At 70.8% G+C, this 14,076-nt stretch carries 9 protein-coding genes; 2 read left to right on the forward strand and 7 right to left on the reverse strand.

Going from position 1 to position 14,076, the window contains the following annotated elements; all coding sequences use genetic code 11:
* Positions 1–8 precede the first annotated feature (8 nt).
* The 6 genes from E4F61_RS01210 to pilG all read right to left on the reverse strand — a co-directional run bounded on the left by E4F61_RS01210 (position 9) and on the right by pilG (position 11,344).
* Positions 9–1,442 carry a chemotaxis protein CheB gene (locus E4F61_RS01210; RefSeq protein WP_133477520.1) on the reverse strand — a complete coding sequence of 478 codons (1,434 nt, stop codon included), beginning with the start codon at positions 1,440–1,442 and terminating at the stop codon, positions 9–11.
* Positions 1,435–7,842: a hybrid sensor histidine kinase/response regulator gene (locus E4F61_RS01215; RefSeq protein ID WP_133477521.1), complete on the reverse strand. Its 6,408-nt coding sequence runs from the start codon at positions 7,840–7,842 to the stop codon at positions 1,435–1,437. Before E4F61_RS01215 ends, E4F61_RS01210 begins: the two co-directional genes overlap by 8 nt.
* 116 nt (positions 7,843–7,958) lie before the next feature.
* Positions 7,959–9,980: a methyl-accepting chemotaxis protein gene (locus E4F61_RS01220; protein ID WP_133477522.1), complete on the reverse strand. Its 2,022-nt coding sequence runs from the start codon at positions 9,978–9,980 to the stop codon at positions 7,959–7,961.
* Between the two features lie 30 nt (positions 9,981–10,010).
* Positions 10,011–10,547 (reverse strand): chemotaxis protein CheW, encoded by a 537-nt coding sequence (locus E4F61_RS01225; RefSeq protein WP_133477523.1) that lies wholly within the window; start codon positions 10,545–10,547, stop codon positions 10,011–10,013.
* Positions 10,548–10,561: 14 nt separating this feature from the next.
* Positions 10,562–10,927, reverse strand: coding sequence for a response regulator (locus tag E4F61_RS01230; protein WP_133477524.1), 366 nt, complete (start codon positions 10,925–10,927; stop codon positions 10,562–10,564).
* Between the two features lie 18 nt (positions 10,928–10,945).
* The gene (pilG, locus tag E4F61_RS01235; RefSeq protein WP_133477525.1) at positions 10,946–11,344 is read right to left on the reverse strand and encodes a twitching motility response regulator PilG; all 399 of its coding nucleotides are present in this window, start codon (positions 11,342–11,344) and stop codon (positions 10,946–10,948) included.
* 173 nt (positions 11,345–11,517) lie between these two features.
* Between pilG and gshB the strand changes: the two genes are divergently transcribed.
* Positions 11,518–12,465 carry a glutathione synthase gene (gene gshB, locus E4F61_RS01240; protein WP_133477526.1) on the forward strand — a complete coding sequence of 316 codons (948 nt, stop codon included), beginning with the start codon at positions 11,518–11,520 and terminating at the stop codon, positions 12,463–12,465.
* Positions 12,466–12,469: 4 nt separating this feature from the next.
* A complete protein-coding gene (locus E4F61_RS01245) occupies positions 12,470–13,348 on the forward strand; it encodes an energy transducer TonB (protein ID WP_133477527.1) in 879 nt (292 codons plus the stop codon).
* A 31-nt stretch (positions 13,349–13,379) separates the two neighbouring features.
* On the opposite strand, the gene tsaB is transcribed toward E4F61_RS01245, so the two are convergent.
* On the reverse strand, positions 13,380–14,075 hold the full coding sequence (tsaB, locus tag E4F61_RS01250; RefSeq protein WP_133477528.1) for a tRNA (adenosine(37)-N6)-threonylcarbamoyltransferase complex dimerization subunit type 1 TsaB: 696 nt from the start codon (positions 14,073–14,075) through the stop codon (positions 13,380–13,382).
* Position 14,076 lies beyond the last annotated feature (1 nt).

The raw sequence follows: 14,076 nt of genomic DNA on the forward strand, positions 1-14,076 counted from the left end.
TTTCCCCCTCAGCGGCCCCAGCGGCCGGCGAGCATTGCAGCGAGTTCGGACGGCGGCGCACGGGTGCCGCCGCGTGCGGCGACCGCATCGGCGGCCGCGGCGTCGTAGCAGCCGTCGGGCGCCTGCGCGCCGACGAAGGTGCCCTGGCCGGCGAGTGCCGCGACGGCGTCGGTCAGGGACGGGTCGGCGCCGCTCAGGACGATCACGGCGCTGCCCACGGCCGGCAACTGACGCAACAGCGTGTCGCCCGATGCCGTGGCGAAGGCGCCCTTGGCGTCGAGCCCGACGTCATCGCCCAGGATGTAGATGTGGCCGCGCTGCGGAACCGTGCCCGCTTCCGCCAGCGACACCGGCAATGCCGATGCCCGCTGCAGCTGCGCGACAAGCTTGTCGTAGCGCGCGCCGTCCAGGCGCTGGCGGATCAGGATCGCGCGCTCGAACCGGGCGGGAATCCCGCCGAGCAACTGGCGCACGGCATCCGGGCCGCCGATGCCCGCAAGCACCAGCACGACGCCTTCGCGCGTGTCGTCCACGAGTTCGAGCGAGGCGATGCGCCGCTCGAGATCGCCCAGATCATGTCGCGGCCCGGCCGTGTGCGCCACGGCGGGTGGCGCCGCGTCGTCCGCGAGGCTGAGCTCGCCGAAGCTGATCCTCGGCTCGGCGACGGCGGCCGGCGCCGGCGCCACGTCCTCCTGCGACACCGCGTCGACGGCGATGAAGTCCTCCACGAGGCCGCCCTGCCACTCGACCTCGGGGAGAGGCGAGACATCGGGCAGCGGCACGTCGGGAAGCTCGGCATCGAGCTCGGCCAGCAACGGATCGAAATCCGTCGCGGTGAAATCCGGGCCCGTCACCGGCGGCAGATCGCCGGCCGGATCGGTCTCGAGTTCAAGCCCGTGCAGCGTCAGGCTGTAGTCGCTGCCGCCGCCGTCGCCCTCGGCCGCGACCGGGTCGAAGATGGCGAAATCCTGCCCAGCCGTCGCGGACTCGGGCACGGCGGCCGGGATGACGTCGCCGTCCTCGTCGACCGCGATCAGCTCTTCGAGCTGCATCGACAGGGCGTCGGTGGCAGGCACCAGGTCGGCGCCCGCGACCGGCGGCAGCACGTCGTCGCGATGGTGCAGCTTGGCGGCGAGGTGCCGGCGCCAGCGCGCCGCTTCCCAGCCGTCGCGCGAGGCGGCGACGTCGGCCTCCTCGAACATCACTTCGATCGCCGGGTCGCCGAGCATGCTGTCGAAACGGTCGAGCGCGTTCTCGCTCACCGCGTCGAGCACGATCATCAGCACCTCGGGCGCCGTGCCGCGGATGGCCTCGGCCGATGCGGAGCCCGGATCCTCTTCGGCCACGATGTCGGCGCCGACCTCGAGCAACGCGTTGCGCACGCAGTCACGCGCGGTGCCCGGTCGGGCCAGCAGGGCGACGCGACGGCCCGTCTCACTCATGCGCATGCACCCGGTCCAGCAGCTCGTTGACGTTGCGCATCAGTTCCGGCTCCTGGTACGGCTTGCCGAGGTAGCGCTGCACGCCGAGCTCGAACGCGCGCTGGCGGTGCTTCTCGCCGGTACGCGACGTGATCATGATGATCGGCACGTCGCGCAGCCTCGAGTCGCTGCGCATCGCCGCGGCGAGCTCGTAGCCGTCCATGCGCGGCATTTCGATGTCCAGGAGCATCAGGTCGGGCACGCGCTCGGCCATGCGTTCCAGCGCGTCGATGCCGTCCTTCGCCGTGGCGACTTCGTAGCCGTGGCGTTCGAGCACGCGGCCGGTGACCTTGCGCATCGTCACCGAGTCGTCGACCACCATCACCAGCGGCACGGCGCGCTTCTCGACCACCGGCATCGGCGGCTCGACGAAACCGCGCGGCAGCGCGGCCTGGCGGCGCACCAGCGGGGCGACGTCGAGGATCACGACCACGCGGCCGTCGCCCATGATCGTCGCGCCGAAGATGCCCGGAACCGAGGCGACCTGCGGGCCGACCGGCTTGACCACGATTTCGCGGTTGCCGATGACCTGGTCGACCGTGACCGCGGCGCGCAGGTCGCCCGCGCGGATCAGCAGCAGCGGTACCTGCAGCAGGCCTTCGGCCTTCGCCGGCGTACCGCCCAGCAGGCGACCGAGGTCGTGGACCGCGTAGTCCTCGCCGCCGTAGCGGAAGTTGCCGCCGTCCTCGTTGTCGATCGCCGTCGCGAGGTCGTCGCGCGAGATGCGGCCGACGCCGCGGACCGAGGCGATCGGCACCGCGAACGTGGTCTCGCCGATGCGCACGAACACCGCCTGCGTGACGGCGAGCGTCTGCGGCAGGCGCAGGACGAACGTCGTGCCACGGCCGGTGGTGGTGTGGATGTCGATCGTGCCGCCGAGCTGGCGCACTTCCGAGGCGACCACGTCCATGCCGACGCCGCGACCGGCGAGGCGGCTGACTTCGTCCGCCGTCGAGAAGCCCGGCTCGAAGATCAGCATGTCGAGGTCGGAATCGGCGAGTGCGGCGTCGCTGTGGATCAGCCCGCGCTCGATGCCGCGCCGGCGGATCGCGTCGCGATCCAGGCCGCGGCCGTCGTCGCCGACTTCCAGCACGACTTCCGAACCCTCGCGGCGCACCGCGATGCGGATGGTGCCTTCCTCGGGCTTGCCGGCCGCGACGCGCTTGTCGGTGGACTCCAGGCCGTGCGCGACCGCGTTGCGGAGCATGTGCTCCAGCGGCGCGGTCATGCGCTCCAGCACGTTGCGGTCCAGCTCGCCCTGCGTGCCTTCCAGGCGCAGCACGACCTGCTTGCCGAGTTCGCCGGACGCCTGGCGCACGACGCGGCGCAGGCGCGGCAGCAGGCCGTCGAACGGCACCATGCGGGTGCGCATGAGGCCTTCCTGCAGCTCGGACGACACGCGCGACTGCTGCAGCAGCAGGGTTTCGTACTGGCGCGTCAGGTCGTCGAACGTGGTCTGCAGCGAGGTCTGGTCGGCCGCGGACTCCGAGAGCGCGCGGGTCAGCTGCTGCAGGGTCGAGAAGCGATCGAGCTCCAGCGGGTCGAACGACGCCTCGGCGGCGTCCTCGCGCTGGTAGCGCGCGACGATCTGCGCTTCGGTCTCGATCTCGAGGCGGCGCAGCTGGTCGCGCATACGCGTGTTCGTCGCTTCCATTTCCGCGATCGCGGAACGGAACGCGCCGAGCTGCTGCTCGAGGCGGGCGCGGTAAATCGCGACCTCGCCCGCGTAGTTGACGAGCCGGTCGAGCAGGTCGGCGCGGATGCGCACCTGTTCCTGCGGCGCGCGCACCGCGATGTCCTCGTCGTCCGCGAGCAGGTGCGGCTGCTCGCCGATCGGCGCGGACAGCGGGGTGAGCTCGGCGACCGGCGCCGGCATCTGCACGGCCTCGGGCGCGGCAGCGATGTCGGCAGGCAACGGCAGGCGCTCGCCGCGTGCACGCGCTTCGAAGTGCGCGATCAACGCCAGCGGCATGCCGATCGCCTGGCGCTGGCCGACGCGGGTGATCATCGCGTGGAGCCGGTCGAAACCGCGCTCCAGCAGCGGCACGCCGTCGCGGCCGAGCTCGCTGCGATGGTCGACCACCGCTTCGAGCAGCGACTCCATGACGTGGCCGAGTTCGCCCACGGCCATGATGCCGGCCATGCGCGCGCCGCCCTTGAGCGTATGCAGGTCGCGCTGCAGGCCCGCCAGCGTCTCGCGGTCCTCCGGCTGCTGGCGCAGTTGCGCGAGCAGGCCGTCGGAATGGTCGAGCAGGTCGCCGCCTTCCTCGACGAAGATGTCGACGAGTTCCGGGTCCAGGCCGGTCAGGTCGAGCGCCGTCTCGGGGTCGGCTTCGTCGACCACGTGCGACGGCATCGCCTCGCCGGAGTCGACGGCCGCGGCAGCGGCGGCGATCGCCGCGCGGACCTGCTCGGCCATGCGTTGCTCGGCGGCGATGCGTTCGAGACGCTCGGCCTCGGCGCGCTGCGCTTCGATGCGCGCCTGCTCGCGACGCGCGGATTCCTCACGCTCGCGCTCGACGCGCTCGGCCTCGGCACGCTCGGCTTCGATGCGTTCGCGCTCGGCGCGTTCCGCGGCCAGGCGCTCCTCCTCGATCCGGCGGGCTTCGGCGGCCTCGGCGGCGATCCGCTCGGCCTCGGCCTGTTCGGCGGCGAGGCGCTCCTGTTCGAGCCGCTCGGCTTCCAACCGCTCCTGTTCGAGGCGTTCTGCTTCGACCCGTTCGGCTTCCAGGCGTTCGGCTTCAGCCTGTTCGGCCGTCAAGCGCTCCTGCTCGACACGCTCGGCCTCGAGGCGCTCGGCCTCCAGACGCTGGGCCTCCGCTTCCTCGGCGGCGATGCGTTCGGCTTCGAGTCGCTCGGCTTCGGCGCGTTCCGCGGCGATGCGTTCGGCTTCGAGGCGCTCGGCCTCTTCGCGGACGGCCTGCTCGGCGGCCACGCGCTCGGCTTCGGCGCGTTCCGCGGCCAGACGCTCTTCTTCGTGACGCTGGGCCTCGTCCAGTTCCGCCAGACGGGCCTGTTCGATCGCGTGGGCTTCCTCGGCGGCCAGACGCTCCGCTTCGGCGCGTGCGGCGTCTTCGGCGGCGAGTCGCTCCGCTTCGGCCTGCTCCGCGGCGAGCCGCTCGGCGTCCAGGCGCTCCGCCTCGATCCGCGCCGCGTCCTCGGCGGCAGCGCGTTCGGCTTCCTCCGCAGCGAGACGCTCCGCTTCGGCGCGCGCGGCGTCCTCGGCGGCGATGCGTTCGGCCTCGGCCTGCTCCGCGGCGAGGCGCTCCGCTTCCATCCGCGCGGCTTCTTCGGCCGCAGCGCGTTCGGTCTCTTCTGCGGCGATACGCTCGGCTTCGGCGCGCGCGGCCTCTTCGGCGGCGAGTCGCTCGATCTCCGCTTGCTCGGTCGCGAGGCGCTCCGCTTCGATGCGTGCCGCTTCCAGACGCTCGGCCTCGAGCTGCGCTTCCTCCAGTTCCGCGAAGTCGGTTTCGGCCGATGCGTCCACCGGGTCCATCGCTGTCGCGGCGCGCGTATCCGGCAGGCTGTCGCGCAGCGCTGCGACGCGCTCGGCAAGTCCCTCGAAACGCGGCACGTGCGGCCGGTCGGCCTGTAGGCGCGCGAGCGTGCCACGGATCGCGGCAGCGACGTCGGCGATCGCCTCGATGCCTTCAGGCGTGGCGGCGGTGCCGGCGGCGAGCAGGCGCTTGATGTAGGCCTCGGTCGGACCGGTGATGCCCGGGATCACCGGCACCTCGGTCATCGCGAACGCACCGTTGAGCGTGTGGATCGACCGCTGCAGGCGATCTTCCGCCGGCTGGGGCTGGCGGCGCGCGAGTTCCAGCCATTCGTCGATCGTGGCCAGGTGGCCATCGACTTCGGTCGCGAGGATCTCGAGCAGGACCGGGTCGACGTAGGCGGGCTCGCCGAGCTCTTCCATTGGGACCGGCGCGGGCGCCGGCGCGGCAACGACCGGCACCTCGGCGGCGGCCACGAATCCTTCGCCGGTGTAGAAGGCTTCCTCGCCCTTCTCCAACCGATCGGCGATCGCTTCGTAACCAGCGAGGTCGGCGGTGACCGACGCCTGCCCCGCAAGCGCGGCGTGGAACTGGGGCAGCGTTGCGACCGCGTGGTCGATGATCGCCGCCACGGCCGGCGTGGGCGGCCGCGTGCCGTCGAGCACGCGGTTGAGCATGTTCTCGATCTTCCAGCTGAACTCGCCGAGCACGCGCGCGCCGACGAGTCGGCCGCTGCCCTTCAGCGTGTGGAAGACGCGGCGGACCGGGCGCAGGCGGTCGAGATCGGTCGGCATCGCCTTCCAGGCCGGCAGCATCGACGCCAGGTTGTCCATCTCCTCCGACAGTTCCTCGAGGAAGACCTCGCGAATGTCGTCGTCGATGTCGGCATTGGCCTCGAAGCCGCCGAACACGGTGCCGCCCGTCGACGGGACGGCGTCCATGCGCACGGGCTCGATCGCATCCACGGCGGCGGCGTCGATCGCCACGGGCTCGTGCACGACCGGGGTGTCCTCCTCGCGCGCCTGCAGGTCGACGACCGCGAGCGACTCGGCGATGTGCGCGAGCACTTGCTCATCGTGCGCGTCGGTCGCGAGCGGCTCCGCCGACGCGTCCAGCGCCTCAGGGTGCAGTACCTCGGCGATGGCGGCGTCGACCGCGGGTTCGGCGGCGATCGCGGGCGCGGCGTCGATGGACGCTGGCGCAGGCACCGGCCAGTAGTGCAGCGACGCGAGGCTGGCCTTCGCGATGTCGAGCATGCCGTCGCGGTTCGGTCGCTGGTCGCGCAGCGCTTCGAGGAAGTACTCGAGGCTGGCGAGCGCGTCGGCAAGCGCGTCGAGCTCGGCACCCGTCGGCACGTGGCGACGGTCGATCAGTTCCTGCTGGGCGTAGCGCGCGATGGCGTCCAGATAGCCGGCCGGGGCCTGCATCTGCACCATGCGCATCGCACCGGCGACTTCGTCGAGCAGGCGCGGCACTTCGGCGAGCTCGGCGTGGTCCCACGCGGTCTCGACGAACGCAACGAACGACTGGCGCGCATCGCCGAAGTTGGCGATGGCTTCGCGTACGACGATGTCGAGGACCTTGCGGGACTCGCGCGCGAGCGCGCCGCCGTCCTCCTCCGCATCCTCGAGGCCGAGGCGTGCGACCTGGTCGTCGAGCGACGCGTCGACGTAGAGCAGCGCGCCGGCGATGTCGAGAAGCGCGTGCTCGTCGGCCGGGCGCCGGCCTTCGACGACGTCCGCCATCGCGTCGCGCTGCTGCAGCACGACGCCGCGCGCCGTTCCCAGCCCCATCATGCCGAGCGTGTCGCCGACCTGGGTCAGCGCCTCGACCTGCGGCTTCAGTTCGGCCACGTCGATGCGGCCGGTGCGCAGATGGATGTCGAGCGCGTCCTTGACGCGCATCAGGTCTTCCTTGATCGCGGCCGACACGGTGTCGAGCAGCGCGCGGTTGCGGCCGCTGAGCGAACCGCGCGCATGCGCGAGTTCGCTCTCGCTGGGACGCTGGGCGTCCAGCTCGAAGGTTTCGCGGATGTCGTCGAGGCGCGGATGGGAGGCGCCGCTGTGCGCCACGTGATAGAGCAGCTGGCGCGTTGCGTCGGCCGCTGCCTCCGGCGACATCGACATGCCGTCGGCGGATGCGTCGCGCACGGCCTGGTCCACGGCCGCGAACGCCTGGCGCAGGCCACGGCTGGTCGGCATGGCGCCATCGGCGATCGCCGCGGCGACGCCCTCGGCGACCCACAGCAGGCGCTGCAGCGCATCGCCACCGGCGGCGCGCATGAGCGCACCGATCGCATCGACGAGCGCGCCGGCATCGGCCGGGTCGCCGCTTTCAGGCCATGCTTCCAGCGCCGCCGAGAGGCGCGCCGCGACCTGCGCGTCGACACCCGCGCCTTCGCCGCCGGCACCCGGCACCGCGCGCTCGAGATCCGGCGCGAACAGCATGCTTTCGCTCAGCCCCGCCGCGCCGCGCGCGGCGCGCAGCTCGTTGAGCAGCGGCAGCAGGACGATCGGGATGTCCCGATGACCGCCCTGCAGGCGCTCGAGGTAGTCGGGCAACTGCACGACGCCTCGCAGCAGCGCCGCGCAGGCCTCGTCACGGTCGGCGACCTCGCCGTTCTGCACGGCGATCGCGAGCGTCTCCATCTCCGACGCGACCATCGACGGGGCGTCGAGCTCGATCATCTGGAGCGTGCCGCGCACCTGGTGCAGGAGCGTGGCGCAGGCGCGCATGCGCGCGGTATCGCCGGAATCCTCCAGGAACGCCTCGATCTCCTGCCGCGCCTGGCGCAGGGTCTCGTCGAGTTCCGGCTTGATCCAGCCGAGCGTGGTCGTATCGATCACTTCGCGCATCGCGATCATCGTGCACCTCGCGCCTGGGCATCGGTGCGCGAAGCGCTCCCGTTCGGGAGCGCGGTCGCGCCGCAGCGGCGGTCAGGTGCGTGCAGGTTCATTTCGTCGGTTCGTTCGGTTCGCGATCAGGCCGGCAGCTTGAAGTCGGCGACCGAACGGCGGAGGTCCGCGGCCAGCTGCGCGAGATTTCCAATCGAGGCCGCCGTCTGGCTCGCACCCTGCGAGGTCTGCGCGGTGATCGACTGAATCGTGGTCATCGTCTGCGTGATGTTCGTTGCTGCGAACGACTGCTGCTGGGCGGCCTGCGAGATGCCCTGAATGAGGTTCGACAGGTCGGTCGAGACCTTTTCGATCTCGCCCAGCGCGGTACCCGCGTCCTCGGCGAGGCGCGCACCCGCGACCACTTCCGAGGTCGTCTGTTCCATCGACGACACCGCTTCGTTGGTATCGCTCTGAATCGTCTGGACCAGCGTCTCGATTCGCTTCGTCGCGTTGGACGCGCGCTCTGCGAGTCGCTGCACTTCGTCGGCGACGACCGCGAAGCCGCGACCCGCCTCACCGGCCGAGGCCGCCTGAATTGCCGCGTTCAGCGCGAGGATGTTCGTCTGTTCCGAGATGTCGTTGATCAGTTCGACGATGGAGCCGATTTCCTGCGACGACTCGCCGAGGCGCTTGATTCGCTTCGAGGTTTCCTGGATCTGGTCGCGGATCGAGTCCATGCCCTGGATCGTCTGGCGCACGACGCCAGCGCCCTTGGTCGCGATCTGCACCGAGCGCTGCGCCACCTCCGCGGACTCCGCGGAGTTCTTCGAGACCTGGTCGATCGATCGCGCGATTTCGTTGATCGCTTCCGATGCCGTGCCGATCTCCTGCGCCTGGTGCTCCGCGGCTTCCGCGAGCTGCGTGGCGGTGGCCTGCGTTTCCTGCGCGCGGGCCGCGACCTGCACCGACGTGTCGGTGATCGTCTGCACGAGGCTGCGAAGCTGTTCGACGGCGAAGTTGATCGAGTCCGCGATCGCGCCGGTCATGTCTTCCGTGACCGTCGCCTTCACCGTGAGGTCGCCTTCTGCGAGCGAACCCATTTCGTCCAGCAGGCGCATGATGGCCTCCTGGTTACGGTCGTTGAGTTCCTTCGTGCTTTCGTAACGACGCTGCTGCTGCTTGTTCAGGGCGAGGAGCAGGCCGGCGATCGAGAGCAGCGTGAGGATACCGGCGCCGATCGAAATCCAGATGTTGCCGAGCAGGCTGGTGTCCTTGACCGAACCGATCGAGGTGAACGCGCCGAACAGCTTCTGCGAGTCGTCGAGCATCTGGCCCGAGTTCTTGGTGATCTCGTTCGCCGCGCGCTGCGCGCCGATGAGGTTGCGCGAGCTCGCGGTGATCGCGTCGAGATCCTTCTTCATGCCCGCCCACTGCTGCTCGACCTGCGCGAGCTGTGCCACGGCCGGGCCGGCCGTCAGCGGCAGGATCTTGTTGGCGTCGTCGCCCTTGCGCAGGCCGTTGAGCACGGTGGAGAACAGGTTGGCGTCGCGGCCGAGCGCGTCACCGGCGACCTGCGCGTTCGAGCCGCCGCTGCGGATTTCCGCGATGCGGCGCGCCATGGTCCCGGAGACGACGACCTGGCGCAGCGCGATGTAGACCTGCGAGGACGGCGAGCCCGACGCCGACATCGCGCGGACAAGTTCGTCGAGCGTGGCTTGGAAGTTCGGCAGGTTCTGGTTGAACTTGTCGGCGTGGCCGGCGAGCTCGACGATCGCCTGCTCCGACCCGACCACCTGGTCGGCGGACGGCTTGATCTTCGACCAGGTATCCGCGACCTGTCGCACCGCCGAGCCGGCGCGGCTGTCGTCGCCGTAGCCCGACTGCAGGCGCGCGACGTCCGCCTCGATGGTGTCCTTGGTGGAGCGGAAGCTCTTGAACGCCTCGGCGTTGCCGCCGACCGCCTCGGTGCCGCGCACCGCGAGCTGCTGCGAGAGCACCTGCAGGTCCGAGGCCGAGGTGCTGGCGCCGCTCAGCCGACCGGCCTTGTACGAGGCGTAGCCGACGTTCGCGCCGAGCACGACCAGCGAACCGACCAGCAACGCCACCCAGGTGTTGATCTTGATGTCGCGGCCCTTGCCGGCGACGTTGTCCATCATGGTGCTCATGCTTTGAACCTCAGGTCTTCGTGCTGGCCGTCAGGTGGCGGCGTGTCGGAATTCGGGAGTGCGGGCGAGGCGGTCGAGGCTGAAAACGCCCCAGACGTGCTCGCCCAGTCGGTAGGCGCGATCGAGGAAGTGCGTGTAGCGGCCCTGCGCGAGCGGCGCGAGGTCCTCGTCGGAGAGCATCTGCTCGTCGACGAACGAACGCTGGCCGAACAGTTCGTCCACGAGCACGGCGACGTCGCCGCCGGTCTGGCGCACCAGCAGCACGCGCAGCGATTCGTGCAGCACCGTGCGCTCGCCTTCCAGGAACTGCTTCATGTCGACGATCGGCAGCAGCTGGCCGCGCACGTTGGCGACACCCAGCATCCACGGCTGCGTGCCGGGCACCGGCGTGATCTGCGGGACGGTCAGGATTTCGCGGACTTCGCCGAACTCGGACGCGAGCCGGCGCGTGCCGACCCGGTAGCCGACGCCGCGCCACAGGCCGGGCGCGTCGAGCTGCTCCGGCAGGCCCGCGACGTGCGCGAGCGAGCGGCGCTCGTAGTCGACGAGCACGTCGAACGGGCTCATCGTGGTGTCCATCGTCAGGCGCCCAGCAGTTCGTTGATGCGCGAGATCAGCTCGTCCTCGCGCGGCGGCTTGACGATGTAGTCCTTCGCGCCCTGGCGAAGGCCCCACGCCTTGTCGGTGTCCATGCCCTTGGTGCTCACGATCAGCACCGGGATCGTCTTCGTCTCGGCGTCGCGCGACCGCGCGCGGGTGGCCTGGAAGCCGTTCATGCCCGGCAGGACGACGTCCATGAGGACGAGGTCCGGACGTTCGCGTCGGCAGGTCTCGATGCCGTCCTCGGCGCTGCCGGACGTCATGACCTGGTGGCCATTGCGTTCGAGCAGTTGCGCCATGACCGCCGATTCGGTCGGCGAGTCCTCGATCAGGAGAATGCGTGCCATTGGTGCCCTACCCCCCGGTCAGGCGTTGACGTGCTTGCGGATCGCGTCGAGCAGTTCTTCGCGGGTGAACGGCTTGGTGAGGTACTGCTCCGAGCCGACGATGCGACCGCGCGCCTTGTCGAACAGGCCGTCCTTGGACGACAGCATGATCACGGGCGTGGAGCGGAAGTTCTGGTTGTTCTTGATGAGCGCGCAGGTCTGGTAACCGTCCAGCCGCGGCATCATCACGTCGACGAAGATGATCTGGGGCTGCTGGTCGGCGATCTTCGCCAGCGCCTCGAAGCCGTCCGAGGCCGTCACCACGTCGCAGCCCTCTCGCTTGAGCAGCGTCTCGGCCGTGCGGCGAATGGTCTTCGAGTCGTCGATGACCATGACCTTGAGGCCGCCCAAGCTGCCGTTGCGGGCGTCGTCCTGCATTCGTAAATCCCCCGGCGCCGCATGAGGCGGGCGCGTAAAGCCTTTATTTCAAGCCCTGCGGGGGCTGTCAAGCAGGCAATTTTGGTCACGACAAAACTGAAGAACTGGCACTTTGCGTCAGGTTCGTGCCGGCCCCGCTGCTACCATCGACCACCCCGACCGCGGCTTGCGCCATGCCCCTCGACATCGTCGTCGTGATGGACCCCATCGGCTCCATCAGGATCGCCAAGGACTCCACCTTCGCGATGCTGCTGGAAGCCCAGCGCCGCGGCCACCGGCTGCTGTACGTGCTGCCGGGCGGGCTGTCGGTGCGCGATGGTCGCGCCGTGGCCGGCATCGCGCCGCTGCGGGTGGCCGATGACGAGGCCCGATGGTTCGATCTGGGAGAGCCGTCACAGGTGGAACTGGGCGCGGGTCACATCGTGCTGATGCGCAAGGACCCGCCGGTCGACGAACAGTACGTCCACGACACGCAGATCCTCGGACTTGCGCAGCGCTGCGGCGCCCTGGTGGTCAACGACCCGCAGGGCCTGCGCGACATGAACGAGAAGCTGACCGCGCTCGAATTCCCCGAGTGCTGCCCGCCCACGCTGGTCACCCGCGACGCCGCGGCGGTGAAGGCCTTCGTCGCCGACCACGGCGACGCCGTGCTCAAGACGCTCGACGGCATGGGCGGCCGGTCGATCTTCCGCGCCCGCGCCGGCGACCCCAACCTCACCGTCATCCTCGAGACGCTGACGCAGGGCGGCAGCCATCTCGCCATGGCGCAGCGCTACATCCCCGAGATCGTCGACGGCGACAAGCGCATCCTGCTCGTCGACGGCGTGCCGGTGGACTACTGCCTGGCGCGCATCCCGCAGGGCGACGAGTTCCGCGGCAACCTCGCCGCCGGCGGCCGCGGCGAGGGCCGCCCGCTCAGCGACCGCGACCGCTGGATCGCCGCCCAGGTCGGCCCGGACATGAAGGCACGCGGCATGATCTTCGTCGGGCTCGACGTGATCGGCGGCTACCTGACCGAGGTCAACGTCACCAGCCCGACCTGCATCCGCGAGCTCGACAAGCAGTTCGGGCTGAACATCGCCGGCCAGCTGTTCGACGCGATCGAGGCGCGGGTGCGCTGACCGCATGAGCGTCGCGGTGCCCGCGCAGGATCCGTCGGCGATCGAATCGCGCCGGCTCGGCGTCACGCTCGCGCTGTCGCTGGCCCTGCACGTGTTCGTGCTGCTGGCGGTCGGCTTCGCGCCGGAGAAGGCGGCGCCGGTGGTCCCGACGCTCGATGTCATCTTCACCGAGACGCAGAGCGCTCTCACGCCGAAGCAGGCCGACTTCCTCGCGCAGGCCAGCAACCAGGGCGGCGGCGAGCACGAGAAGACGACGCGCCCGCGCGAGCCGCAGAGCGGCGTGGCGCCGCAGGCGGATCCGGGCGTCGCCCCGCGCGAGCTGCGCGCGCAGTCGCCCGCACCGGCCCCGCCGCCGCAGGCGCGCATCGTCGGCAGCACGCGCGGCGTCGCGGCGCAGCCACCGTCGCGCGCCACGCCGACGCCCACCGAGGCGCCCGCGCCCGTGGGCGAGGAAAAGATCGAGCGCGACGAACGCATGGCGCGCCTGGCCGCCGAGATCCACCTGCGCTCGCAGCGCTACGCCAAGCGCCCGAAGCGCAAGTTCGTCTCCGCGAGCACGCAGGAATACGTCTGGGCGACCTACCTGCGGAGCTGGGTCGACCGCGTCGAGCGCGTCGGCAACCTCAACTATCCCGACGAGGCGCGCCGACGCCACCTGTCGGGCATGGTGGTGATCACCATCGCGATCCGCCGCAACGGCAGCGTGGAGCGCGCGGACATCGTGCAGTCCAGCGGCGTGCCGGCGCTCGATGCCGCCGCGCTGCGCATCGCACGGATGGCCGAGCCGTACGCCCCGCTGCCGAAGACGCAGGAGGATCCGGACATCCTGCACGTCACGCGCACGTGGTGGTTCCGGCCCGAAGGCGCGATGGTCGACGACTGAGTTCGGCGTCGGCCCGGCCCCGCGCGGCCGTCTACTTTCTGGAATCCCGCAGGGCCTGCTGTTCGACCAGCGTCAGCGCGACGTTGTCGCGCAGGTAGGCCGGCTCGACGAGCTCGGCCGCGACGCCACCGCCGCTGCGCAACGCCAGGCGCGCAACGTCCGCCGCGTGCGGCAATGCCGTCGCGTCGACGCCCGCGAGCGACGTCGCGAGGCGCCCCGCCAGCGCGCCCTCCTGCGCGGCGAAGCCGGTGCCGACGCCGCGCCAGCCCGTGCCGTCGAGCAGCACGCGATCGCCGGTCGTCAGCGCTTCCGGCCCGATCGCGACGAGCGCATCGTCGCGCCAGCGATAGGACGCGGCGTACAGCTCGCCCATGCGCGCATCGATCGCCGCCAGCACCGGCGAGCTGGGGTGCGCCAGCGCGGCGGGAAGCGCCAGCGCGGCGAGCGTGGACACCGGGATGATCGGCCGATCGAGGCCGAGCGCCACGCCCTGCGCGATCGCGATCGCGAGGCGAACACCGGTGAACGCGCCGGGACCGCGACCGACCGCGATCGCGTCGAGCTGGCCGCGCGCGATGCCGGCGTCGGCGAGCAAGGCGTCCGCCCACGGCAGGGAAAGCTCCGCATGCCGGCGCGGGGCGACCTCGAAGCGTTCGACGATCTCGCCATCGACGGCGAGCGCGACGGAGCAGGCTTCGGTGGCGGTTTCGAAGGCGAGCAGTTTCATC

Origin of the sequence: Cognatilysobacter segetis, from assembly GCF_004359965.1 — a bacterium.
Classification (GTDB): domain Bacteria; phylum Pseudomonadota; class Gammaproteobacteria; order Xanthomonadales; family Xanthomonadaceae; genus Cognatilysobacter; species Cognatilysobacter segetis.

Bases quoted from the DNA above. Each gene is read 5' to 3' on its own strand.
- E4F61_RS01225 (WP_133477523.1), bottom strand. From the start codon at position 10,547: ATGAGCCCGTTCGACGTGCTCGTCGACTACGAGCGCCGCTCGCTCGCG.
- E4F61_RS01220 (WP_133477522.1), bottom strand. From the start codon at position 9,980: ATGAGCACCATGATGGACAACGTCGCCGGCAAGGGCCGCGACATCAAG.
- gshB (WP_133477526.1), top strand. From the start codon at position 11,518: ATGCCCCTCGACATCGTCGTCGTGATGGACCCCATCGGCTCCATCAGG.
- pilG (WP_133477525.1), bottom strand. From the start codon at position 11,344: ATGCAGGACGACGCCCGCAACGGCAGCTTGGGCGGCCTCAAGGTCATG.
- E4F61_RS01210 (WP_133477520.1), bottom strand. From the start codon at position 1,442: ATGAGTGAGACGGGCCGTCGCGTCGCCCTGCTGGCCCGACCGGGCACC.
- E4F61_RS01215 (WP_133477521.1), bottom strand. From the start codon at position 7,842: ATGATCGCGATGCGCGAAGTGATCGATACGACCACGCTCGGCTGGATC.
- E4F61_RS01230 (WP_133477524.1), bottom strand. From the start codon at position 10,927: ATGGCACGCATTCTCCTGATCGAGGACTCGCCGACCGAATCGGCGGTC.
- tsaB (WP_133477528.1), bottom strand. From the start codon at position 14,075: ATGAAACTGCTCGCCTTCGAAACCGCCACCGAAGCCTGCTCCGTCGCG.
- E4F61_RS01245 (WP_133477527.1), top strand. From the start codon at position 12,470: ATGAGCGTCGCGGTGCCCGCGCAGGATCCGTCGGCGATCGAATCGCGC.